This is a genomic window from Candidatus Pseudothioglobus sp. uisw_070, from assembly GCF_059512545.2.
Genome location: NZ_CM183456.2, coordinates 160,896 through 185,728, shown reverse-complemented (window position 1 = coordinate 185,728; position 24,833 = coordinate 160,896). Strand labels below are relative to the sequence as shown.

At 37.7% G+C, this 24,833-nt stretch carries 19 protein-coding genes; 2 read left to right on the top strand and 17 right to left on the bottom strand.

All coding sequences use genetic code 11. The features are described from left to right. Nucleotides 1–5: 5 nt before the first annotated feature. The 12 genes from AC5YGD_RS00880 to tkt all read right to left on the bottom strand — a co-directional run bounded on the left by AC5YGD_RS00880 (nucleotide 6) and on the right by tkt (nucleotide 12,683). Nucleotides 6–224, bottom strand: a complete 219-nt coding sequence (locus AC5YGD_RS00880; RefSeq protein WP_271537260.1) for a hypothetical protein — start codon at nucleotides 222–224, stop codon at nucleotides 6–8. Between the two features lie 205 nt (nucleotides 225–429). Beyond that, the gene (locus tag AC5YGD_RS00875) at nucleotides 430–648 is read right to left on the bottom strand and encodes a hypothetical protein (RefSeq protein WP_271537261.1); all 219 of its coding nucleotides are present in this window, start codon (nucleotides 646–648) and stop codon (nucleotides 430–432) included. 161 nt (nucleotides 649–809) lie between these two features. Continuing rightward, nucleotides 810–1,658, bottom strand: a complete 849-nt coding sequence (ubiA, locus tag AC5YGD_RS00870) for a 4-hydroxybenzoate octaprenyltransferase (RefSeq protein ID WP_496141678.1) — start codon at nucleotides 1,656–1,658, stop codon at nucleotides 810–812. Beyond that, complete coding sequence (locus AC5YGD_RS00865; protein WP_496141677.1) at nucleotides 1,655–2,578, bottom strand: RluA family pseudouridine synthase; 924 nt, start codon at nucleotides 2,576–2,578, stop codon at nucleotides 1,655–1,657. Before AC5YGD_RS00865 ends, ubiA begins: the two co-directional genes overlap by 4 nt. Nucleotides 2,579–2,582: 4 nt before the next feature. Further along, nucleotides 2,583–3,353: a YchF/TatD family DNA exonuclease gene (locus tag AC5YGD_RS00860; protein ID WP_496141676.1), complete on the bottom strand. Its 771-nt coding sequence runs from the start codon at nucleotides 3,351–3,353 to the stop codon at nucleotides 2,583–2,585. 9 nt (nucleotides 3,354–3,362) lie between these two features. Continuing rightward, the gene (gene rsmG, locus AC5YGD_RS00855; protein WP_416678236.1) at nucleotides 3,363–3,974 is read right to left on the bottom strand and encodes a 16S rRNA (guanine(527)-N(7))-methyltransferase RsmG; all 612 of its coding nucleotides are present in this window, start codon (nucleotides 3,972–3,974) and stop codon (nucleotides 3,363–3,365) included. Next, nucleotides 3,971–5,842, bottom strand: a complete 1,872-nt coding sequence (gene mnmG, locus AC5YGD_RS00850) for a tRNA uridine-5-carboxymethylaminomethyl(34) synthesis enzyme MnmG (RefSeq protein ID WP_496141675.1) — start codon at nucleotides 5,840–5,842, stop codon at nucleotides 3,971–3,973. The genes rsmG and mnmG overlap by 4 nt, the downstream gene beginning before the upstream one ends. 107 nt (nucleotides 5,843–5,949) lie before the next feature. Next, a complete protein-coding gene (locus AC5YGD_RS00845; RefSeq protein ID WP_496141674.1) occupies nucleotides 5,950–7,011 on the bottom strand; it encodes a class I fructose-bisphosphate aldolase in 1,062 nt (353 codons plus the stop codon). Between the two features lie 25 nt (nucleotides 7,012–7,036). Beyond that, entirely contained in the window at nucleotides 7,037–8,485 is a 1,449-nt protein-coding gene (gene pyk, locus AC5YGD_RS00840) for a pyruvate kinase (RefSeq protein WP_496142377.1), read from the bottom strand. Beyond that, nucleotides 8,475–9,650 (bottom strand): phosphoglycerate kinase, encoded by a 1,176-nt coding sequence (locus AC5YGD_RS00835; RefSeq protein ID WP_496141673.1) that lies wholly within the window; start codon nucleotides 9,648–9,650, stop codon nucleotides 8,475–8,477. Before AC5YGD_RS00835 ends, pyk begins: the two co-directional genes overlap by 11 nt. A 24-nt stretch (nucleotides 9,651–9,674) precedes the next feature. Next, a complete protein-coding gene (gap, locus tag AC5YGD_RS00830) occupies nucleotides 9,675–10,673 on the bottom strand; it encodes a type I glyceraldehyde-3-phosphate dehydrogenase (RefSeq protein ID WP_496141672.1) in 999 nt (332 codons plus the stop codon). A gap of 21 nt (nucleotides 10,674–10,694) precedes the next feature. Further along, nucleotides 10,695–12,683, bottom strand: coding sequence for a transketolase (tkt, locus tag AC5YGD_RS00825; RefSeq protein WP_496141671.1), 1,989 nt, complete (start codon nucleotides 12,681–12,683; stop codon nucleotides 10,695–10,697). A gap of 278 nt (nucleotides 12,684–12,961) precedes the next feature. Here tkt and ppsA point away from each other — a divergent pair, with 278 nt between their 5' ends. Then, nucleotides 12,962–15,325: a phosphoenolpyruvate synthase gene (ppsA, locus tag AC5YGD_RS00820; RefSeq protein WP_496141670.1), complete on the top strand. Its 2,364-nt coding sequence runs from the start codon at nucleotides 12,962–12,964 to the stop codon at nucleotides 15,323–15,325. Nucleotides 15,326–15,334: 9 nt separating this feature from the next. Further along, nucleotides 15,335–16,147: a posphoenolpyruvate synthetase regulatory kinase/phosphorylase PpsR gene (ppsR, locus tag AC5YGD_RS00815; RefSeq protein ID WP_496141669.1), complete on the top strand. Its 813-nt coding sequence runs from the start codon at nucleotides 15,335–15,337 to the stop codon at nucleotides 16,145–16,147. Nucleotides 16,148–16,191: 44 nt separating this feature from the next. Here the strand turns inward: ppsR and fdhF are convergent, their stop codons facing one another. From fdhF to AC5YGD_RS00790, 5 genes are all read right to left on the bottom strand, one after another. Further along, the gene (fdhF, locus tag AC5YGD_RS00810) at nucleotides 16,192–18,906 is read right to left on the bottom strand and encodes a formate dehydrogenase subunit alpha (protein WP_496141668.1); all 2,715 of its coding nucleotides are present in this window, start codon (nucleotides 18,904–18,906) and stop codon (nucleotides 16,192–16,194) included. A gap of 1 nt (nucleotide 18,907) precedes the next feature. Then, on the bottom strand, nucleotides 18,908–20,548 hold the full coding sequence (locus AC5YGD_RS00805; RefSeq protein WP_496141667.1) for an NADH-ubiquinone oxidoreductase-F iron-sulfur binding region domain-containing protein: 1,641 nt from the start codon (nucleotides 20,546–20,548) through the stop codon (nucleotides 18,908–18,910). Nucleotides 20,549–20,565: 17 nt separating this feature from the next. Further along, on the bottom strand, nucleotides 20,566–21,411 hold the full coding sequence (fdhD, locus tag AC5YGD_RS00800; protein ID WP_496141666.1) for a formate dehydrogenase accessory sulfurtransferase FdhD: 846 nt from the start codon (nucleotides 21,409–21,411) through the stop codon (nucleotides 20,566–20,568). A gap of 3 nt (nucleotides 21,412–21,414) precedes the next feature. Beyond that, entirely contained in the window at nucleotides 21,415–23,094 is a 1,680-nt protein-coding gene (locus tag AC5YGD_RS00795; RefSeq protein ID WP_496141665.1) for a formate--tetrahydrofolate ligase, read from the bottom strand. Nucleotides 23,095–23,277: 183 nt separating this feature from the next. Continuing rightward, complete coding sequence (locus AC5YGD_RS00790; protein WP_496141664.1) at nucleotides 23,278–24,822, bottom strand: trimethylamine methyltransferase family protein; 1,545 nt, start codon at nucleotides 24,820–24,822, stop codon at nucleotides 23,278–23,280. Nucleotides 24,823–24,833 lie beyond the last annotated feature (11 nt).

Here is a 24,833-nt window from a genome sequence, read left to right as displayed (position 1 = left end):
ATGTATTACTTAGTAAAGATTTTGTACAGCAAACCAACGGCAATTAAACCAACCAAGTTTGCAGCTCCAAGTCCAACAATAATATCCGTAAGTCTAGCGATAATATCGCCAGGTAAGAATGCAGCTTGACTTCCAAAAATTATTTGAACAACAACTGCAAGTGCAATAAAACTTACACCTACTTCAGTTAATTTTTTTACCCATCCAATTACATTATCTAACATACTCTCTCTCCATTTGTTTTAAGACAACCAGATTTCCAGCTGATTGATAAACTTTTTATAGTATCAAAATCACTATGTCAAGTTTTCTAGGTGCGTGATGACTAAAAAATTAGCTTTAGCACAATAAAATTAAGTACTTAATAAAATTTCATTCAAATAATAAAAAACCCGCCTTATGGCGGGTTTTCTATTGAGTTAATACGTATTACTTAGAAAAGATCGTGTACAACAATCCTGCTGTAATTAAACCAACTAAGCCAGCACCACCAAGTGCGCCGATCATATCAGTAAGCCTAGCGACAACATCGCCAGGTAGGAATGAAGCACTTGAACCAAATATTACTTGAACAACAACTGCTAGTGCTACAAGACCCACACCAGCTTCAGTTAATTTTTTTATCCAACCAGTTACATTACTTAACATATTTTCTCTCCATTTGTTTTTAAAATAATCAACATTCTTGCTGATTGATGGACTTTTTATAGTAACAAAAACAGAGTGTCAAGTTTTCTTGATGAAAAAAAGCAAAAAAATAGGCCAAAATGACGTAATTTTGCTCAAATGTTGCAAAAAAACAACAAAACTTATGACTTGATGACTACCGAAAGAAAAATCCCTAAAAATGCAGTCATACCAATGAAATTATTATTAAGAAATGCCTTAAAATATTCTTCTTTTTGGCGTTTTTTCAGTAGAAATTGATGATAAATCATAAAAAATGAAATAATCACCAAAGAAAAGTCATAAATTAATCCTAAATCGAAAACATTGCCAATTAATATAAGCACAATAATTAATAAAATTTGCAACAAAGTGATAATAATTTGATCGTATTTTGCAAAAAGAATTGCTGTTGACTTTACTCCAATCTTTAAATCTTCATCGCGATCAGCCATCGCATAAAAAGTGTCATAAATTAAAGTCCAAACTAGGGTTGCAATAAAAACTAGCCAAGCAGTTAAAGGAACCACTCCAGTTTGAGCGCTAAAAGCCATAGGTACGCTCATTCCAAATGCAGCACCTAAAACTAGTTGCGGTAAATTAGTCCAGCGCTTTGTAAAAGGATATAAAGTTGCCAGAAGAACGGCAATTAAAGACAATTTAATAGTTAAGATATTAGTTTGAAGAACTAAGCCTAATGCAAGGAGTAATAATAGGCCAAACAATACTAGCGCGGAGTTAGATGAAATTTCTCCAGTAGCAAGAGGCCTTTGCTGAGTTCTTACGATGTGCTTATCAATTTTTCGATCTGCAAAATCATTTATAACGCACCCAGCAGTTCTCATTATAAAAACTCCTGAAGTGAAAATGAACAATATATCTAAATCCGGCCATCCATCTGCACTTAGAAATAAAGCCCAATATGTGGGCCATAAAAGTAGTAATGACCCAATAGGCCTATCAAGCCTCATTAAGCGAATATACGCATTCATAGTTTATTTAAAAATTCTTCAAGATCATTTGGTAATGGGGCCGTTACCTTTTGTATCTCATTAGAAATAGGGTTTGTAAAAACAATTGATTTAGCATGCAAAAAAAGTCGACTCAACCCTTTCTTTTTCATCAATTGATCAAAACTATTATCGCCATACTTATCATCTTGGGCAACTGGATGCCCAGCATGCTTTGCATGGACCCTGATTTGATGAGTCCTTCCAGTTTCTATAACAACTTCAACTAACGAGGCACTTTCATCATCCATAAGAAAATTTTTAATAGGGTGGAAATGACTTACTGAGTCTTTTCCTTTCGAATCAATAACACTATTCCTTGAGTTTTGATAAATTGGCGCATCAATGGTATGCTTTTTCTTACTCCAGCTATTTTTAACAAGTGCAATATAACGCTTTTCCACTTGATGATGAACTAGCTGCTCATGAAATGATTTTAAGACTGACCGTTTTTTTGCAAGAATCAAACACCCTGATGTTCCTCTATCAAGCCGATGGACAAGTTCAATCGGTTCTTTGTATTGACTTTTAAGTGCTTCAATAATTCCAATAGTAACACCACTTCCCCCATGAACTGCCATTCCATGTGTCTTATTTAGTACTAATAAGCCTTTATCCTCATAAAGAATTGAGGAATTAAGCAACTTAAGTAGTCCATCAGATGGCTTAATATCCTTTTCAGTAGAGGTTCTAATAGGTGGAATTCGAATAATATCTTCAGAAACAAGCTTATAGTCTGCTTTCTTTCTGCCTTTATTAACGCGGACTTCACCTTTTCTGATAATGCGATAAATGCGAGACTTTGGGACACCTTTAAGCTGCTTAATTAGATAATTATCAAGTCGCTGTCCAATTGAAAACTCATCTACAGTTATATATCTTGGGGCATCATGAGTAGTCATAAAGTCACGAAAAAAATAGCCGATTAAAGTTATCAGTAGTAACTTTAGCAATCTCAGAAATACTCGTATTACGAATTTCTGCAAGTTTTTCTGCTACATAGTATGTATAGGCTGGGCTGTTAGGCCTTCCTCTATTTGGAACAGGGGTTAAATATGGTGAGTCTGTTTCAACCAAAAGACGCTCAGCAGGTATTTTTTTTGCAACATCACGCAAAGATTGAGCACTTTTAAAAGTCAAAATACCCGAAAAAGAAATATAATAACCAAGATCTAATGCCGCCTTGGCAGTTTCCCAATCCTCAGAAAAGCAATGCATAACAGCTGACTCAGCCTTCTCTTCAGAGAGAATTTTAATAGTATCAGATTTAGCTTCTCTAGTATGAATAATCAGAGGCTTGCCTGAAATATTGGACGCCTTAATATGCCTACGGAAGCGATCTCTTTGCCAGTCAGCCTGATCCTCCTTGACATGAAAATAATCCAAACCAGTCTCACCAATTGCAATGATTCTGTCACTTGTTGCATATTCAAGTAACTCTTCTGTAGTTGGGTCTTTACAATTAGTTTCTGTTGGATGCACGCCAACTGATGAATATATATTAGAGTGCGCTAATGCAAGATCGTGAACTTGATCAAAATGCTCCAAATCAATACAGACGCATAGAAATTTCTTTACAGAGAGCTCACTGGCATGCTTGAGCATTGACTCAATACTTCCTCCAAAAGCATCTAAGTCAACGCGGTCTATGTGGCAATGAGAGTCTATTATTTCCATAAATAAAAATTATAGCTGAATTTCTAAAAGTGAACGATTATCTGAAACAAATGGAACTTTTAAAATATGCACTTTTGCCTTCATTTTTTGAATAGTTTCTTCATCAATATTGTCACCCTTCATCATTAAGTAGCGACCATCATCCGCTATTAAATGTTTCACTTTTTCAATAGTACTCGCAACATCTGAAAATGCTCGGGATGTTATTTGAGGAAAAGACTCATGATAACTAAATGACTCAACTCTACTATTAACTACTGTCAGATTGGTCAAAGACAGTTCTGTTTTTACAGTTTGCATAAATCGACATTTTTTGCCAACACTATCGATGACAAAAACACTAGTTTTAGGCATCATAATTGCAATGATAATCCCAGGTAAACCAGCACCAGAGCCGACATCTAGTAATAATCCAGGCTTTATGAAACATACTATTGAAAGGCTATCCAAAAAGTGTTTTTTAATTGACTCTAGAGGGTCGCGTATGGCACTTAAATTGTATACCTTATTCCATTTAATAATTAATGCATGAAACCTAAGGAGCTGCTGCACTTGAAACTCTGAAAGATCAACATTCATTAACTCCGCCCCTTCGCAGAGCAGCCTTTCGTTTTCATTCATGACAGGGCTTTGTAAGTTTTCAAAAAAACCAATAGAATAGAAATTGATGCTGGGGTTACACCTTGAATCCTACTAGCTTGACCAATTGTCTCAGGCTTGTATTCATTAAGCTTTTGCCTAACCTCATTGGATAAGGCTTTAATCTCACTGTAATCAATATCTGATGAAAGCTTAGTGTTCTCATTTTTACGATATTTTTCAATTTCATCTAATTGTCGTTTTATATAGCCCTCATATTTAATTTGATTTTCTACTTGCTCGATAATCATCCTATCTTCCAGAAAGGGTTTTGCATTTTCGATCTTACTGAGCAGCTTATAGTCAATATTTGGTCTTTTTAACAGAGCCTCTAAACTATATTCATGACTAAGCTTTATTCCCAAAACTTTTTCTGCTTGGGCGTCTCCTGACTGAACCCAAAAAGACTTTAAACGTTTTTTCTCATTCGCTACTTGCTCATATTTTCCATTAAAAGAAAGCCAACGTAAATCATCAACTAGTCCCATTTTTCTAGCTTGTGGAGTTAATCTCTCATCAGCATTATCTTCTCGAAGTAAAAGACGATATTCAGCTCGAGAGGTAAACATCCGATAAGGCTCTGATGCTCCCTTGGTCGTCAAATCATCAACCATAACGCCAATATAAGACTCGTCCCGTTTAGGGGTCCAAGGGTCTTTCTCTTGAATCTGTAATGCAGCATTAATTCCAGCAAGCAAACCTTGTGCAGCGGCTTCTTCATAACCAGTAGTGCCATTAATCTGTCCTGCAAAGAAAAGACCTGATATTTTCTTAACTTCTAGTGTTTGTTTTAACCCTCTTGGATCAAAAAAATCATATTCAATGGCGTAGCCTGGACGAATGATCTTTGCATCTTCAAAACCTTTAATAGAGTTAACAAAATCCTCTTGAACTTCAAATGCTAGCGATGTTGAAATGCCATTTGGATAAACTTCATGAGTGGTAAGGCCTTCTGGTTCAACAAATATTTGATGTGAGTCTCTTTCTGCAAATCTAACAACCTTATCCTCAATTGAAGGGCAATATCGAGGGCCAACGCCCTCTATTTTTCCACTGTAGAGTGGCGAGTCTTTTAGGCCATTGGCAATATATTCATGAGTTTTTGCATTCGTATGTGTAATAAAACATGGAATTTGTTCTGGGTGATCAGTTGATCTCCCCATAAATGAAAAGGTTGGTAGTGGAGTATCACCCTCTTGTTTTTGTAAGACGTTATAGTTAATTGTTCTTCCATCAAGGCGAGGTGGAGTTCCTGTTTTGAGCCTCCCTACGCCTAAATCATAAGAGCGTAGTCGTTCAGATAAGACATTAGCTGGTGCATCACCAGCCCTTCCCCCTTGATAATTCTGTTTGCCAATATGAATAATTCCACCTAAAAAAGTCCCTGAAGTTAAGATAACTTTATCTGCAAAGAACTCCAAGCCCATTTGCGTTATAACGCCTTTAACTCTGTTATTTTCAATAATTAGATCGTCAACTGGCTGCTGAAATAAACTTAGATTTTCTTGATTTTCAATCTTGCTTCTTATAGCTGCTTTATACAATATTCTGTCTGCTTGAGCCCTGGTAGCCCTAACAGCGGGTCCTTTAGATGCGTTAAGCGTTCTAAACTGAATACCTGACAAATCAATAGCTTTTGCCATTATGCCGCCCATTGCATCAATCTCTTTAACAAGATGACCCTTACCAATACCGCCAATCGCAGGATTACAACTCATCTGCCCAAGTGTCTCCACATTATGAGTTATTAGCAATGTATCGGCACCCATTCTAGCTGATGCAAGAGCTGCCTCAGTTCCAGCATGACCTCCACCAACAACAATTACTGGGTAATATTTACTTTTATTCATTCATTTTTGTTTTAACAATAAAAAGGCCCGACATAATTCGGGCCTTTTATTATACGCTTTAAGCTTTAGACTAAATTCTTAAGTCCAAATCTGATAAAAAGCAAAGATTAATACTTATAACCAGCTTCGAATAATGTGTCTTGAGATGAAGGCTGAGAACCAGCAACATAATCACCAGTAGAGGACTCTGAGTTAGCTTGGCATCTTGCCATTAAGGCTTTTTGGCCTGCTTCAATGTCACTTCCTTTCCAGGCTTGTAAACATGATTGCTGTAAAGCCCTTCCATAAGAAAACGTCAAACTTGTAGCGCTCTTATGCTCAATACTATTCATAGTATTAAGATAAACAGAAGCATCTTCTTCAGTTAGCCCGCCCGAAAGAAACATAATTCCTGGAACTGCAGCTGGTACACATCGATTCATTGTGCGAACTGTCATCTTAGCAACCTCTTCTGAGCTAGCTTTATTGGAATTATCAGCACCAGAAACTGTCATTGAAGGTTTTAATAATGTTCCCTCTAAGAAAACGTTATTTTCTGAGCAAGCTTTGTAGACTTCAACCAGGACCTTCTCTTGAACTTCTGCTGTCTTCTCAATAGTGTGATCCCCATCCATTAAAATTTCAGGCTCAATAATGGGAACAAGTCCTGACTCCTGACAAATTTTTGCATATCTTGCAAGGCCCCAAGCATTCTCCCTTATTGCAAGATCTGTAGGGCATCCGTCAGCAGTAATTTGCAATACAGCGCGCCATTTTGCGAAACGTGCTCCTTGTTTATAGTACTCAGCAGTTCTCTCAGCAAGACCTTCCAGACCCTTACACCACGTCTCTACTTCATGCCCCCCAGCTAATGGACTTAAGCCTTTATCTACCTTAATGCCTGGAATTATTCCCAGCTTATTAATTTTAGAAACCATAGTTTCACCATCAAGATGGTTTTGATAAAGTGTCTCTTCAAAAAGGATGACTCCACTAATATATTTACCAATTCCTTCTGCAGTAAAGAGCATTCCACGATAGGCTTGACGATTTTCTTCTGTGTTTTCTACGTTGATACCAGCAAGTCGTTTTCCTATAGTCGGAGTAGACTCATCAACTGCAAGAAGTCCTTTGCCTCTAGCAGCCAATAGATTTGCAGTTTGTCTTAATTCTTCTTGATTATTTATCATAATTTTTCACCCTTATAATTTACTTTTAATAATTTCCATCGCCTACACGCAAAATTTTCATCAGGTTTGTGCCGCCTGATTTATCCTTATGCATCCCCTTTGTAACAATAACAATATCTCCTTTCTCAACTTGGGATTTATCCTCCAGACTTTCTATAACATGGCTATTGACATCATTCCAATCATCCGCACTTGTTTTATCTATATAACAAGGATAGACTCCTCTATAAATAGTAACTTTTTTTAAAGTTTTATAATTATCTGACATTGCAAAAATTGCAATATTAGAACTAATTCTCGACATCCAAAGCGCTGTTTTTCCAGTTTGAGTGAGAGTTGCCACTACCTTAGCACCCAAATGGTTAGCAGCATACATTGAGCTCATAGCAATTGTTTCATCAATACCCTCAAAATGCTCATGAAGTCTGTGATGAGATACTTTTGCTGTTGGGCTTTTTTCTGTTTCCAAACAGACATCACTCATTGTTTTGACTGCCTCTACAGGATGAGCACCTACCGCAGTTTCTGCAGAAAGCATCACTGCATCAGTTCCATCTAAAACTGCATTTGCTACATCAAAAACCTCTGCTCTAGTTGGTATAGGGCTAGTAATCATTGATTCCAACATTTGAGTTGCTGTTATAACAAATCTATCATTTGCCCTTGCCAATAAGATTAGGCGTTTTTGTTGCGCAGGAAGCTGGGGATCTCCAATTTCAACACCTAAATCACCACGTGCGACCATAATTCCAGCTGATTCTTGAATAATCTCATTAATCACATCTTCCTGCAATGCTTCAGCTCGCTCAATTTTTGCAATAACACTAGCATTCGATCCAGCCTCCATAAGAAGCCTCTTGGTCTCACGAATATCATCTGCATGAATAGGAAAAGAAATAGCAACATAATCAGCATCCGCCTTAGCCGCAGTATGAATATCTTGCTTATCTTTTTCAGTTAAAGCGCTTGCGCTTAGGCCGCCACCACGTAAATTTATTCCCTTATTGTTAGATAAAATTCCGCCCTGTAAAACTTCAGTTAAAATTTTTGGCCCATCTATCTGCAAAACTTTGAGAATTATTTTTCCATCATCTAACAGTAAAGTATTTCCAACGCTTAAATCATTTGGGAGTTGTTTATAAGCTATCCCAACTGCACTCTGAGTCCCTTCAGATTTTGGTAGCTCCGCATCAAGAGTAAATTGATCTCCCCTGCTAAGTAATACCTTATTATCTATAAAAGAAGAAATTCTAATTTTTGGGCCTTGCAGATCCATCAATACACCAATAAAGGTATCATTTTCTTTTTCGTACTTTCTGACTTGAGCAATACGCTTTAAGTGTTCTTTTTCATTATTATGCGAAAAATTAATTCGAATAACGTTTACGCCAGCATCTAAAATTCCTTTTAAAACCTCAGGGTCATCGGTTGATGGTCCAAGAGTGGCTAAAATTTTTGTTCTTCTATTGATTATTTTGCTCCTGCATTCTTTTCTCTAACACTTCAACAACTGGGAGTTTCTTTCCTTCTAGAAATTCTAAAAATGCACCTCCACCAGTTGAGATGTAGGATATTTTATCTTCGATATTAAATTTACTTACTGCTGCCAAGGTATCGCCGCCACCAGCAATCGAAAAGGCATCTGAATCTGCAATTGCATGCGCTATTTTCTCAGTACCATTTGCAAACTGCTCAAATTCAAATACGCCTACAGGCCCATTCCAAACTATTGTTCCTGCATTTTTCATAATCTCACATAACTCTTCAATAGAATTAGGGCCAATATCAAAAATCATGTCGTCAGAAGCAACACTGCTTGAATTTTTACTTTCTGCAGTTGCAAACTCAGAGAATTCTTTACCGCATACTACATCACCTGGGATAGGGATTTGACAATGTTCCATTAATGCTTGGGCTGTAGGAATAAGATCATGCTCACAAAGAGACTGACCAACACTATAGCCTTGAGCCGCAATGAATGTATTAGCAATACCTCCACCAACCACTAACTGATCAACAATTTTAGAAAGTGCATCTAGAACAGTTAGTTTAGTTGAAACTTTTGATCCTCCAACAATAGCAACCATTGGTCTTTTTGGGTTTTCAAGTGCTTTACCAAGAGCCTCAAGCTCACCAACCAAAAGGGGTCCCGCGCAGGCAATTGGTGCGAACTCAGCAACGCCATAGGTTGAGGCATGGGCTCTATGTGCAGTCCCAAAAGCATCTTGCACACAAACATCGCATAAAGATGCCATTTGTCTTGACAAGGCCTCATCGTTTTCTTTTTCACCTACATTAAATCTGACATTTTCACAAAGAACAACTTCACCAAAATTCATCTCTACGCCATCAAGCCAGTTTGATTCAAGAATGACTTGCTGGCCTAGTAAATCAGAAAGATGTTTAGCTACTGGTTTAAGTGAATATTTTTCATCAAACTCACCAGCATCTGGTCTTCCAAGGTGTGACATTATCATAACCTTAGCGCCAGCTTTAAGTACGTGAGTAATAGTAGGCAATGAGGCTAAAATACGCTTATCACTGGTTACCTCACCATTTTTTATTGGGACATTTAAATCTTGCCTAATTAAAACTCTCTTTCCGCTTAAATCAAGATCAGTCATCTTAAGTAAATTCATCAAACCCCCCAAGTCAAATTAAAACTATTGTGAAACGTGTCCAGCTAAACGCAACAAGTTGCATGTATAACTATACTCATTATCATACCAAGAGACTATTTTAACAAATGTAGAGTCCATTGACATGCCTGCCTCTGCATCAAATATTGAGGCAAAAGTACTTCCAACAAAGTCTGTCGAAACAACTTTTTCATCTGTATAGCCTAGAACACCTTTCATTGGGCCCTGAGAAGCTGACTTCATTGCCGCGCAAATTGCCTCATAATCAGACTCATCATTCAACTCAGCAGTTAAGTCAACAACTGAAACATCAGAAGTGGGCACTCTAAAAGCCATTCCAGTTAATTTACCATTAAGTTCAGGCAGAACTTTACCAACCGCTTTTGCTGCTCCTGTTGATGATGGAATAATATTTTCTAATATACCTCGGCCACCACGCCAGTCTTTCAAAGAAGGGCTATCAACAGCTTTTTGAGTCGCTGTTGCTGCATGAACTGTAGTCATCAAGCCACGCTTAATGCCCCATTCATCATTAAGCACTTTAGCAATTGGAGCTAAGCAATTTGTAGTACATGAAGCAGCTGATATTATCGACTGACCATCATAGGAGTCGTGATTAACACCATATACAAACATTGGTGTGTGATCTTTAGAAGGGGCTGACTGTATTACTTTTTTAGCACCTGCATCTATATGCGCCTGGCAGCCCTCTTCTGTTAAGAAAAAACCGGTACAGTCAATAACTAAATCTGCATCAACATCTCCCCACTTTAAATCTGCAGGATTACGCTCAGCAGTTAAACGAATCTTTTTTCCATCAATGACAAAATTATTTCCTTCTACTGTGACATCTTTACCAAACCTTCCATGTACTGAATCATATTTCAGCATATAAGATAGATAATCATTATCTAATAAGTCATTAATTCCAACTACTTCTAAATTATCAAAATCCTTATCGATTGCACGAAAAACCATTCTACCAATTCGGCCAAAACCATTAATTCCAACTTTTATTGTCATCTTAAACTCCTATTAAAAAAATTAACTTAAAACTTTGTTAACAGTGGAAATTACGTTATCCACTGTAAACCCAAAATGTTTAAATAGTTCTCCAGCGGGGGCTGATTCACCATATGTGGTCATTGACACTATCCCTCCCTCAAGACCTACATACTTATACCATGACTCCGCGACACCGGCTTCTATAGCAACGCGCTTAACTCCAGGCGATAATACTGAATCCCTGTATCCTTGATCTTGCTCATCAAACGCATTTGTGGATGGCATTGATACAACACGAACCCTCTTATCGCTCATCATTGTTGCAGCATCAACTGCCAATGAAACTTCTGAGCCAGTAGCAATTAAAATTATGTCAGCATCGCCACTACAATCTTTAAGCACATATCCACCTTTCTCAATATTACTCACTTGCTCAATGGTTCGCTCCATTGGGGTCAAGTTTTGTCTAGAGAAAATTAATGCAGTAGGTGCATCACCTCTTAACATAGCTATTTTCCATGATACTGCGGACTCAATGGCATCACATGCTCGCCACGTTTGAAAGTTAGGTATGACTCTCATAGTAGCTATCTGCTCAACAGCCTGATGAGTTGGACCATCTTCACCAAGACCAATTGAATCATGGGTATATACAAAAATTGTTCCAATCTTCATCATTGCAGACATTCGAAGAGCATTTCTCATATATTCCATGAACATAAGAAATGTTGCACCATAAACCTTAAAGCCACCATGCAAAACCATGCCATTCATCATTGCAGCCATACCAAACTCACGAACTCCCCAGGAGATATAGTTTCCATCTGCATTTTCAGAGTTAACTACAACGCTTCCAGACCAATTTGTCAAATTTGAACCAGTTAAATCTGCAGATCCACCAAATAATTCAGGAACTATGGGGCCCATTGCTTCGATTGTATTTTGGGAGGCTTTACGTGATGCTATATTGGGCATATCTTGCTGCGTCTTAGCAATAAAGTCGTCCATTTTAGAGTCAAAATTATCTGGCAAGCTTCCAGAAATTCGGCGCAGAAATTCAGCAGCTTCACTTGGAAAGCTAACACTATAAGCTTTAAATTTTTCATTCCATTCATCTTCTACTTCAGCGCCTTCAATCTTATGATCCCAGCCCTCATAAATCTCTTCAGGAATTTCGAATGGCCCATAATTCCAACCAAGTTTTTCTCGTGTTTTTGCAATTTCCTCATCACCTAAGGGTGCGCCATGACAGTTATGAGAGCCTGCTAGGTTAGGAGAGCCAAAACCAATCACTGTTCGAGTGCATATTAAGGTTGGCCTATCATTCATTGCTTTAGCTTCAACTATAGCAGCATTGATAGCTTCAGGATCATGGCCATCAACATCAGATATAACATGCCAATTGTAAGATTTGAAGCGACCAGAGACACCTTTTTCCATCCAATCACCAATATGTCCATCGATTGAAATATCATTGTCATCCCAGAACGCTATTAGTTTTCCCAGGCCAAGAGTCCCAGCCATTGCGCAAGATTCATGCGACAGCCCCTCCATAAGACAACCATCGCCCATAAAAGCATACGTATGATGATCTACAATAGAATGGCCTGGCTTATTAAACTGTGCAGCAAGAGTTCGCTCCGCAATTGCCATGCCTACTGCATTACAAATACCTTGACCTAATGGGCCTGTCGTTGTCTCAACTCCATCAGCATAACCATATTCTGGATGTCCAGGTGTTTTAGAATGAAGTTGACGAAAATCTTTTAGATCATTGATACTTAAATCGAACCCAGTCAAATGCAGTAAAGAATAGATAAGCATTGATCCATGGCCATTTGATAGAACAAATCGATCTCTGTTTGACCAACTTGAGTTCGATGGATTAAACTTTAAATGTTTATTCCATAAAACTTCTGCAATATCAGCCATTCCCATTGGGGCGCCAGGGTGCCCAGAGTTTGCTTTTTGCACAGCATCCATGCTCAAGGCTCGGATAGCATTTGCTAATTCAATTTGTGTCGCCATTATTTAAACCCCTGAAAATATTGTGAACCATAAATTATACATTTTTTTTGTACTTTTCTATCGTCAAAAAGCCCATATAAAAGCAAATAGTAGGAATAATATTCAATTGCAATATAGTATCATTATCAAATTATGAAATACTTTACAATCTATAATTCACTTCATTTTTAATGTATTAAAATTATACTTTTGATGAAAAACTCTTGTATTACATTTTGTGTCAAAATGAATGCTACTTCATCAAATCTTGAGTTAATAAATAATATAAAAGGACCTTAATGTTTGAAAATATAGTCTGGCTTGATGATGTTGGCATGTCTGATGTTGAAAAGGTTGGAGGTAAAAATGCTTCTTTAGGTGAAATGATTAGTGGGCTGAGTTCTCAAGGTGTTCGAGTTCCTGGGGGCTTTGCAACAACAGCTGAGGCATTTGAATCTTTCTTAAGTCATTCACATTTAAAAACTCAAATCAATGAACTTCTAGTTTCGCTAGATATTACTGACATTAAAGAGCTCACCAAAACTGGAGCATTAATTCGTCAGTGGGTTGAAGACGCGCCATTTCCCGATGACCTTCATAAATCTATTGTTGAAAGTTACCAAAAATTAACTGAAAAATATGGTCCATCTGTAACCTTTGCAGTTCGTTCATCAGCAACTGCAGAGGACTTACCTGAAGCATCTTTTGCTGGTCAACAAGAAACTTATCTGAATGTTAGCGGTATTGATGATATTTTGAGTTCTATTAAAAGAGTATTTGCATCACTCTATAACGATAGAGCCATTTCCTATAGAGTTCATCAGGGTTTTGAACATGAAATGGTATCTCTTTCTGCTGGAGTCCAACAAATGGTTAGAAGTGATATTGGAGCAAGTGGAGTAATGTTTACTCTAGACACTGAGTCTGGATTTGACGAAGTTGTTTTTATTACCTCTGCTTATGGTCTAGGCGAAACTGTCGTTCAGGGCTCTGTAAACCCAGATGAATTTTATGTTCATAAACCAACACTAAAATCAGGGAAGCCAGCAATTTTGTCTAGAAGTCTTGGCTCTAAGTCAATAAAAATGATTTATTCAGATGCAAAATCAAGCTCACCAGTCACAACCACTGAAGTTGAAGCTCAAGAGCGCCTAAGATTTAGTTTAAATGATGCTCAAATTGAAGAACTTGCTGAATATGCAATGAAAATTGAGGCGCATTATGGAAGAGCAATGGATATTGAGTGGGCTCTTGATGGATCTGATGGCAAAATCTATATTGTTCAAGCAAGGCCTGAAACTGTTAAAAGTCGACAAAGTTCTCAGAAAATTGAGCGCTATAAGCTTCTTGAAACCTCTGAAATTCTTATAGAAGGTCGCGCGATTGGTCAAAAAATTGGAACCGGTCAAATCAGAACAATTAACAGCTTATCAGAAATGGATTTGGTGAGTAAGGGTGATGTTCTAGTAACTGATATGACGGACCCAGACTGGGAGCCTGTTATGAAACTAGCATCTGCAATTATTACAAACCGCGGCGGCAGAACATGTCATGCAGCAATTATAGCTAGAGAGCTTGGGGTGCCGGCAATTGTTGGTACAGGGAATGCAACTGAAATACTTAAAGACTCTGAGGTAATTACTGCATCTTGCGCTGAAGGGGATACAGGAAAAGTTTATCAAGGGACTTTAAAATTTGAGCATACATTTTCTGAAGTAAGCAACCTGCCTGAAATTCCTGTCAAAATTATGATGAATGTGGGAAACCCCTCTAGGGCATATGATTTTTCAAGTATTCCAAATGCTGGAGTGGGCCTTGCTAGACTCGAATTTATTATAAATAATACAATTGGTATTCATCCTAAAGCTTTACTTGAATTTGATAGCCTTCCAAAAGATCTTAAAGATGAAATTCAAAAAAGAACCTCTTGCTATAAGTCTCCTATAGATTTTTATATTCAAAAATTAACGGAAGGAATTTCAACAATTGCTGCAAGCTTTTCCAAATCGCCAGTAATCATTAGAATGTCTGATTTTAAATCTAATGAATATTCAAATTTATTTGCAGGTGAGCTATATGAGCCACATGAAGAAAACCCAATGATTGGCTTTCGTGGTGCATCAAGATATATCTCTGAAGATTTTAGAGAATGCTTTGAATTAGAATGTCTTGCAATTAAAAATGTTAGAAATGAGATGGGTTTTAAAAATGTTGAAATAATGATTCCTTTCGTTCGAACGACCTCTGAAGCTTCAAAAGTAATTGAACTCTTAAAAGAGAATGGGTTAGAGCGAGGAAAAGATGGTTTAAGAATAATCATGATGTGTGAACTTCCATCAAACGCCATTATCGCTGAAGATTTTTTACAATATTTTGATGGCTTCTCTATTGGTTCAAATGATTTAACACAATTAACACTTGGGATGGATAGAGACTCCGGCCTAATAGCTGAAGGATTTGATGAAAGAAATGATGCAGTTAAAAAATTGATTACCATTGCCGTTGAGGCGTGTCATCGTCAGGGCAAATATATTGGCATATGTGGTCAAGGACCTTCAGATCATATTGATTTTGCAGAGTGGCTACTAAAACAAGAGATAACTAGCATCTCACTAAACCCTGATACTGTTGTTGAAACTTGGAATAAGCTTGGCAAGCTTTAAAACATTAATATGAGAACTGTATTTTTTATTTCAGATAGAACGGGTATTACAGCTGAAGCACTTGGTAACAGTCTTCTTACACAATTCCCTGAAATAAACTTTAAAAGGGTTAATCTAGCATTTATAGATACGCAAAAAAAAGCTCAGACAGCTGCCTTATTAATTAAAGAAGCCTCAGAAGATGATGGTGAGCCTGCCCTTATTTTCAGTACCCAAGTATCAGCTGAATATGCTCATCTACTTGAAAATAGTGGGGGGATTATTTTTGATTTTTTTGAAACTTTTATTTCAAAAATGGAAGATACTCTAGAGACTAAATCATCTCATGAAATGGGACTTTCTCATGGAGTAGGAAATAAAAATACATACTCGGGTCGAATTGATAGTATAAATTTTGCACTCAATAACGATGATGGGTTATCTACTAAAAATTATGATCATGCAGATATAATTCTTACTGGAGTATCAAGATCAGGTAAGACGCCCACATGTCTTTTTTTAGCGCTTCAATATGGAATATATGCTGCTAATTATCCATTAATAGATGAGGACTTAGATTCAGTTAAACTTCCAAGTGTTTTAAAACCATTTAAAAACAAGCTTTATGGGTTAAGTATCAATCCAGTTCGACTTCAGAATATAAGGGGTGAAAGGAGGTCTAATAGTGGCTATGCATCAATTGAACAGTGTCAAAAGGAAGTTAGAAGAGCGGAAGATATGTATGTTCAAAATAATGTACCCTTTATAGATACAAGCCACATCTCGATTGAAGAAATCGCAGGGCGGATATTACAAAAAAGTAAGCTAGAAAGACGCTATTAATTTTTTTTAAAGTGAGCCCATAAAGACTCACTTTATTTAACCTACTAAGAAGCTTTTAAAACGTCTACAGCTACAATCTTGTATTCTGGACACTTAGTCTCTTCATCAGTAACTGCACTTGTTACCTCATTAATTAACACTTCAGGAAAATGAAAAGTAGTTCTTATGACTCCTTTTTTCACACGATCAGTAACCTCAACATCAAGAGTAATTTCACCTCTATCAGACTTCAAAGTTGCGCGATCACCAGTTATAAGATCTTTCGCCCTTGCGTCTTTTGGGTTTAGCATAATTACATCTTTCGTCAAGATTTTTACGTTTGATGTTCGCCTTGTCATAGTTGCGCAGTTGTAATGTTGAAGTTCACGACTAGTAGTAAGAATAAATGGATACTCATTCTTGTGCTTAGTAAGTTCTTCACTTTCCTTCCAATCATGATAGTGAAACTTACCCTTGCCTCGCTTAAATTCACCAATATGGAGTATTTGAGTGTCTTCGCCTTTTTTATTAACAGGCCACTGTAAGCCCATTGGGCTTGCGCGCAAACCCTCCCAAGTTACGCCCTCAAAAAATGAAACCACACTGGCTATTTCTTTCAAAACAAGCTCAGCATTGAAATCAGGCTGTTCAAAGCCCAATTTACGCATCATTTCTACAATAATCTGGCCATCTGTTTTTGTTCCAGGAAGTGGCTTAACTGCAGCATTTACTTGCTGAATTCGTCTTTCAGTATTTGTAAATGTACCACTCTTTTCAAGAAAAGTTGTTCCTGGTAGAACTACGTCAGCCATTTTGGCAGTTTCACTCATAAAGATTTCTTGCACAACAAGCAAGTCAAGGCCTTGCATAGCCTTAACAACATGATGTGTATTTGGGTCTGTTTGAACAACATCTTCAGCAAAAATCCATAGCGCTTTAAGGGATCCATCTACTGCACCATCAAACATTTCTGGAATCTTTCTACCTTGAGTTGTTGGCGAAGGAAGTCCTAACTTATCTTCATAGAAATCTTGAACTTCTTTTTGATCCATCCATAAGTATCCTGGACCATGATGAGGTTGGCAGCCCATATCTGCAGCACCTTGAACGTTATTCTGGCCACGAAGTGGGTTAACACCCACACCAGGACGACCAAGATTACCTGTCATCATTGCCAGATTTGAAATTAACATAACTGTTTTTGTACCCTGAGAATGCTCAGTTACACCTAGGCCATGAAACTCCATAGCATTTTTTGCAGAGGCATATGCAATCGCTGCTGCTTTAACATCATCTTTATCAAGACCACTAATTTCAGCCATTGTGTCCACATCAAGATTTTTAATTTGTTCAATAAACTCTTCACCGCCCTCACATCGTTCTTTAATAAATTCTTGGTCTAGAAGATCAGCCTCTACAATGAAATGCTGAAACATATTTAATACCGCAACATTTGTTCCAGGTTTAAGCTGTAAGTGGTGATCAGCCATCCTAGCCAATTCAGTACGAATTGGGTCAATAACAATAAGTGTTGCTCCAGACATGGCTTGCTGCTTAATTTTTGCGCCAGTTACAGGATGCGCAGAAGTTGGATTTGCACCAATAACCATCATGCAATCGGCTAAAGGAATATCAGCAGTTGAATTAGTACCAGCACCTGTTCCAAAACTTTGTTGCATTCCCCAGGCAGTAGGTGAATGGCAAACACGGGCACAACAGTCAATATTATTAGTGCCAACTATTTGACGAATCATTTTTTGAAACATATAGTTTTCTTCATTAGTACAGCGTGCAGAAGAAATACCAGCTATTGCATCTGGACCATGATTCTCTTTGATTGATTCAAATTTGTCTTTAATAAAATCTAAAGCTTCATCCCAAGAACAAGGAGCCAACTCTCCATTTTTTCTAATAAGTGGTGATGTTAGCCTATCTTCGTGGTTATAAAATTTAAATGCATAACGCCCCTTTAAGCAGGTATGTCCTGCATTAACAGCATCTTGAGGTGCTCGGATTGATAACACTTCATCATTTTTTACAGCAACTTCTAGATTACAACCTACTCCACAGTATGAGCATGTCGTTCTAACTGTTTTGTCAGCTTCAACTGATTTTGACTGAAATACATCAGATATTGCTGATGTTGGACAAGTTTGTGCACAGGCGCCACAAGAGACGCATGAAGAGTCTCCAAAGAGCATATCATTATCTGTTGTAATACGAGACTCAAAACCTCTTCCTGTCATCGTCAACGTAAATTGACCTTGAACTTCATCACAAGCACGCACACATCTTGAACAGTTAATACATTTCGACAGATCCATTCTCATATAAGCATGAGACAAGTCTTTTTCACGATCACAATGGTTTTCACCTTTTGCATAACGTATTTGTCGAACACCTACACTTGCCGCTACGTCTTGTAATTCACAATTACCATTGACTTCACAAGTCAGACAATCAGGCGGATGATCACTTAAAACTAGCTCAACAATATTCTTACGCAGTTTTTTAATACTAGTAGAATTTGTATGAATTCGCATACCTGGAACAATCGGCGTATGACATGATGCTACTGTTCTCTTTGGCCCATCTTCTGATTGCTGAACCTCAACAGAACAAACCCTGCAAGCTCCATAAGGTTGAAGATTGTCATCATTACAAAGGGTTGGAATAATCTTATCTCCAAGAGCCTTATCAGTAAAAGCTAAAATAGATGATGAGTCATCAAACGGGAACTCAACATCATCAATAAATACACCTTGCGGGTTTTCTGACATACTACTTCTCCATCATAGGTTGAAACTCGTCACCGCAGTGCTCGAGTAAATTTTTAATTGCAAGAGGAAGACCGCCGCCTAATGCGCATAACGACCCTACTTCCATTGTCTCTAATAAATCATAAATCAATTCTTCAGAAAATTTTTGTTTACCTTCAATAGCTGATTCTAGCATTTCTTTGCCGCGAACAGAGCCTAATCTACAAGGAAAGCATTTGCCGCATGACTCATGCGCAGTAAAAGCAAACAAGTGTTTCGCATACTCAACTGCCGAAAATGACTTAGGAATACATACAAAACTAGCATGTCCAAGTAAAAATCCACCCTCAGAGAAAGCTTCAAAATCTAATGTTAGTGTTTTTAAAATATCAACTGGAACAATCCCGCCTAAAGGACCGCCAATCTGCAGAGCTTTGATATCATCATTGAAACCACCACCAATCTCATCAATAATAAAACTAATTGAGGTTCCCAAATCAACCTCATAGAGACCTGGATTATTGAAATAACCATCTAAAGAAATTAATTTAGTCCCTAATGATCTGCCGTTTCCAATACTTTTGTAAGCCTCACTTCCAAGTTTAAATATTGCAGCAACCGCAGCTAGGCTTTCAACATTATTAACTACAGTTGGTTTTTTGTATAAACCCTCTACAACTGGAAAAGGAGGTCGTACATCAACTTCTGCACGTCGCCCTTCAATAGATGCTATTAATGCAGTTTCTTCACCACAAATATAAGCGCCTTGACCCTCAATAACATTCATATCAAAGTCAAAACCAGTGCCTAAAATATTATCCCCAAGGAGCCCTAGTTCACGAAGCTTTGCTAATGAGTCATTCGTAATAGTAATGGACTCAGGATACTCACCCCGAATGTACAAAAAACCTTGTTTTGAACCAATGATATAAGCGCAAATTACCATACCAAACAAAACTTTAAGTGGCTGCTCTTCCATCAAATATCTATCAGAAAATGCTCCAGGATCGCCTTCATCAGCATTACACACAACATACTTCGTTGAAACTTCTTGATCTTTACAAAACTCCCATTTCATTCCAGTTGGAAATCCTGCTCCTCCTCGCCCGCGAAGTCCCGAATCTTTTAAAGACGCTATTAAATCGTCTTTATCAGTTGCAAAACAGACTTCAAGTAAATCTTTAAAATCATCATAAGTAGAGAAAACACTCTCTTCTACTAAGAATGGAGTATTTGAAAATGATTTCATTGTGTAAGCAGGGCTAGTATGCTTTCCAGCAATGATTTGATCTAATTTATTGATGTCATCGCCTGAATAGTTTTCACCGTTATAGTTAAATGCACTATTTTCATAACACCTTCCAAGACAAATCATCTCACCAACATTCTCTTCTCCAAATTTTTGATTCAGCTTATCAGAAACAACATCTTGGGTGCCCCTACAAAGACAAGCACTTCCAGAACATACATAGGCTTTTTTACTTTTAAAGTCTTCATTAAGAAAGTCATAGAAGCTCTTAGTACTGTGCACCGTAGAGACACCTAAATTATATTCAGCTGCAAGCTCCGAATCACTAGCATCTGTTGGACTGACCGAAATCTTTCCGAACAAACTATTTTTGTCATCTTTTTTTCCTGACAATAAACTGATATTTCTAGACATTTAATCTCCTAAGATCTTTAACTAATGCGCCAAGCGCCAGTATATATATTATATTTATTTTTTTTGATGAAACCTATCAAAGTAATATCAAATTTTTTCGCTAAATCAAGTGCTAATGAAGTTGGAGCTCCGATACCAACGATCATTCCTATTCTAGACATTACTGCTTTTTGTATGATGTCAAATCCTAGTCGACCAGAACACATAACAAATTGCTCAATCGGTCTCAGCATATCATTGCACCTTACGTGGCCTATCAATTTATCGAGCGCATTATGTCTACCCACATCCTCTGCTAAATGGAGTACTTTTCCGCCCTCAGTCAATAGTGCACTGGCATGAACTCCTCCAGTATTAGCAAATTGTTCTTGTCTCGCTCTTAATATATTAGGCAGTTCTGTAATCAAATCAATACTTACAATTGGACCAGCTTTATCAATATTTGGCTCATAGGCAATTTCAATGGCATTCAAAGTACCTTTCCCACAAACTCCACAACTAGAATTAACCATAAAGTGACGCTGTAAGTTTTTCAAATCTAACTGATTGCCTTTTGATAAAGTGACAATTAGTGAGTTATCAACATCATATTTTCCCTTATTTTCACCATTTACATCAATCGTATCAATAGCATCCTTATCTTGAATAATGCCCTCAGAAAACAGCAGTCCACTAACCAAAGCTTCATCATCCCCTGGCGTTCTCATGGTTACCATAAGTGGGTCTACAATCCATTCATTATTCTTGAAATAACGAATAGCAATCTCTAGTGGCTCTTCAATAGCAATGCAGTCACTAGACTCTTCAAGGGTCGAATTTTCAACCCTATGAATGTCATAATCAACTGTATCACTAATAGTCATAGCTTAAAAAAGGCCTTGGACTAGTCCATGTTCATCCAACTTAATCTTATCTGCTGCAGGAACTCTTGGCAATCCTGGCATAGTCATAATTGCACCACAAACCACTACAACAAACTCAGCGCCTGCTGAAAGCCTAACTTCTCGAATCGACATTGAGTGTCCAGTTGGAGCGCCTAATAATTGAGGGTCGGTAGAAAAACTATACTGTGTTTTAGCGATACAAACTGGTAAATGACCAAAACCGTTATCTTGATACCTAGTAAGTTCAGCCCTAATAACTTTATCCGCTAAAACCTCATCTGCACCATAGAGTTTTTTGGCAATAGTTTCTACTTTCTCCAATAGGGATAGCTCATCATCATACAATGTTTTGAATTGCGCAGTGCCCGAGTCAGCTAGTTTAACTACCTTTTCTGCTAGGTCAATTGCACCTTCACCGCCATGTTCCCAGTGACTTGTAACACTCACTTCAACATTAAACTGCTCACAATAATCTCTGATTACTTGAAATTCAGCCTCAGTATCCGATACAAATTTATTAATGCCAACGACAAGTGGGACTCCAAACTGACTCAGGTTACGAATATGTCTTCCAAGATTCACGCAACCTTGACCAAGCGCGGTGGTATTTTCATTATTTAAATCTGCTTTAGCGACGCCGCCTTGATGCTTTAAAGCCCTAATTGTTGCAACTAAAACAACAGCATCTGGTGCAAGTCCTGCTTTGCGGCATTTAATATCAAAGAATTTTTCTGCACCTAAATCAGCTCCAAATCCAGCTTCTGTTACAACATAATCTGATAATTTAAGCGCTGTCTTTGTAGCAATAACTGAATTACAGCCATGAGCTATATTTGCAAACGGACCACCATGAATCAGCGCAGGATTGCCCTCTAAAGTTTGAACTAAATTTGGTCTAAATGCATCCTTTAGTAGAACTGTCATTGCATGATGAGCATTAATTTGTTTTGCCCTTACTGGCGTTAAATCACGAGTATAGGCGATTATGATATTTCCCAATTTTTCTTCAAGCTCTGTCAAGTTTTGTGACAGACAAAAAATAGCCATGACTTCAGAAGCAACAGTAATATCAAAACCATCTTCACGCGGATAACCATTTGTAGAACCGCCCAAAGAAGAGGTAATTGTTCTTAGAGAGCGATCATTCATGTCAACAACACGACGAAATACTACTTTTCTGCTATCTATATTTGTTGAATTTCCCCAGTAAATATGATTATCAATCATTGCAGAAAGTAAGCTATGCGCTGAAGTAATTGCATGAAAGTCACCCGTAAAATGAAGATTAATATCTTCCATTGGAATTACTTGAGCATAACCACCACCAGCGGCTCCACCTTTCATACCAAAACATGGTCCTAAACTTGGCTCACGTAGGCAAACTGTTGTTTGTTTACCAATCTTATTAAGGCCATCTGTGAGACCAACAGAAGTAGTTGTCTTACCCTCGCCAGCTGGCGTAGGCGTTACAGCAGTAACCAGAATGAGTTTGCCATTTTTATTCTTTTGGACCGCGTCTATAGCGCTCCATGAAATCTTAGCCTTGTCATGCCCAAAAGGCACCAAGTCAGCTTGATCAATATTGAGTTTTGCACCAATGTCATTAATGTGTTCACCGGTCACTTCTCTAGCAATATCAATATCTGTTTTATACTCGCTCATTTTTTCTCCTAAATACTCACGAAAGTAAAAAATAAAGAACAATGACACCTGTAATTTTCAAGTGCAAATAGCTCTTTAGTTTTATATATATAATAGTTGGAACATTATCTTACAAAATCAATCACACTTTAATAATTAAATTCATAACTGCTTGAATTATAATAAATATGAAAATTAAAATTATTAAATATTTGAATCTTCAAAACTATCCTTACGATCTTTCATATATTTTAATAAAGCTTCATCTATAGCTGCATCAAGCGGGGGCAATTCATACTCAGATAACATTTTTTTGTATATACCATTTGCAATCATTGCTGTGTCTCTTGAGCCATCTTGAGCCCACTGCTCAAAACTATTATCATCAAGAACATCTGACATATAAAAAGCGCTCTTGAAATTCTTTTTAGTGTGCTCACACCCTAGAAAATGCTTGGGCACATCATCTGACATAGCTCCAATTTCACGAATTGCATCCATTGCTTGACCATTTTCGCTCATATCAATCCCCTCTGCTGATACTCTCATCATGCCTGCTTGATCAGCATCCATTATGAATTTCTCATAGCTCATACATAATCCACCTTCCAGCCAGCCAGCAGTGTGTAAATTAAAATTGACACTTGCATTTAGAGTAGCTTGCATTGTATTAGCAGCCTCATAGCCTGCTTGAGCATCAGGCATCTTGGCGCCATTAAAGCCACCGCCACTCCTAAATGGAACGCCAAGTCTTCTGGCTAAAGCACCGGAAATATTCATCATATGCGCAGCCTCAGGAGTTCCAAAAGTTGGAGCGCCAGATTTCATAGACATTGCAGTTACAAAATTACCATAAATAACAGGTGTGCCGGGCCTGATGAGTTGAGCAAATGCCATGCCTGCTAGCCCTTCAGCAAGACTTTGAGCTGCAACACCTACTGCAGTTGTTGGAGCCATCGCTCCAGCAACAATAAACGGGGTTACAATTGTTGCCTGATTATTTTTTGCATAGACTTTAAGTGCTCCAAGCATAGTGGCATCAAACGACATTGGTGAGCTTGCATTAATTAAACTTATAAGTACACAATTTTTATCAACAAAATCATCACCAAATAATATTTTAACCATATCAACGGTGTCCTGAGCTCTCTCAGCTGAAGTAACAGAGCCCATAAAGGCTTTGTCTGAGTACTTCATATGACTATAAACCATATCAAAGTGACGCTTATTAACTGGCAAGTCTACTGGCTCACAAATAGTTCCGCCAGAGTGGTGAATATTATCTGACATATACGCAAGCTTTATAAAGTTCCTAAAATCTTCTATTGTTGCATAGCGTCGACCCTCATCAAGATCATGAACAAATGGAGGGCCATAAGCAGGAACTAAAACCATATTATCACCGCCAATTTCAACATTTCTCTCAGGATTACGAGCGAATTGAGTAAACTGCTTTGGAGCATTATCTTGTATTAATTTGCGGCACATTCCTTTTGGAAATCTAACTCTTTCACCATCAACACTAGCACCAGCTTTTTCAAGTATATCAAGTGCCTCTTGGTCTTCAGAAAATACGATTCCAATCTCTTCTAAGATAGTATCGGCATTGTCTTCAATAATACTAAGGTCATCATCACTAAGAATACTGTAGTGGGGAATTTTTCTTTTTATATACGCAGGCGCTTTAACTGCATCTTGTGCATCAGAATCATCTGCACCTCCTCTACGTCTTCTTCTTTCTCTAGCCATTACAATTTCTC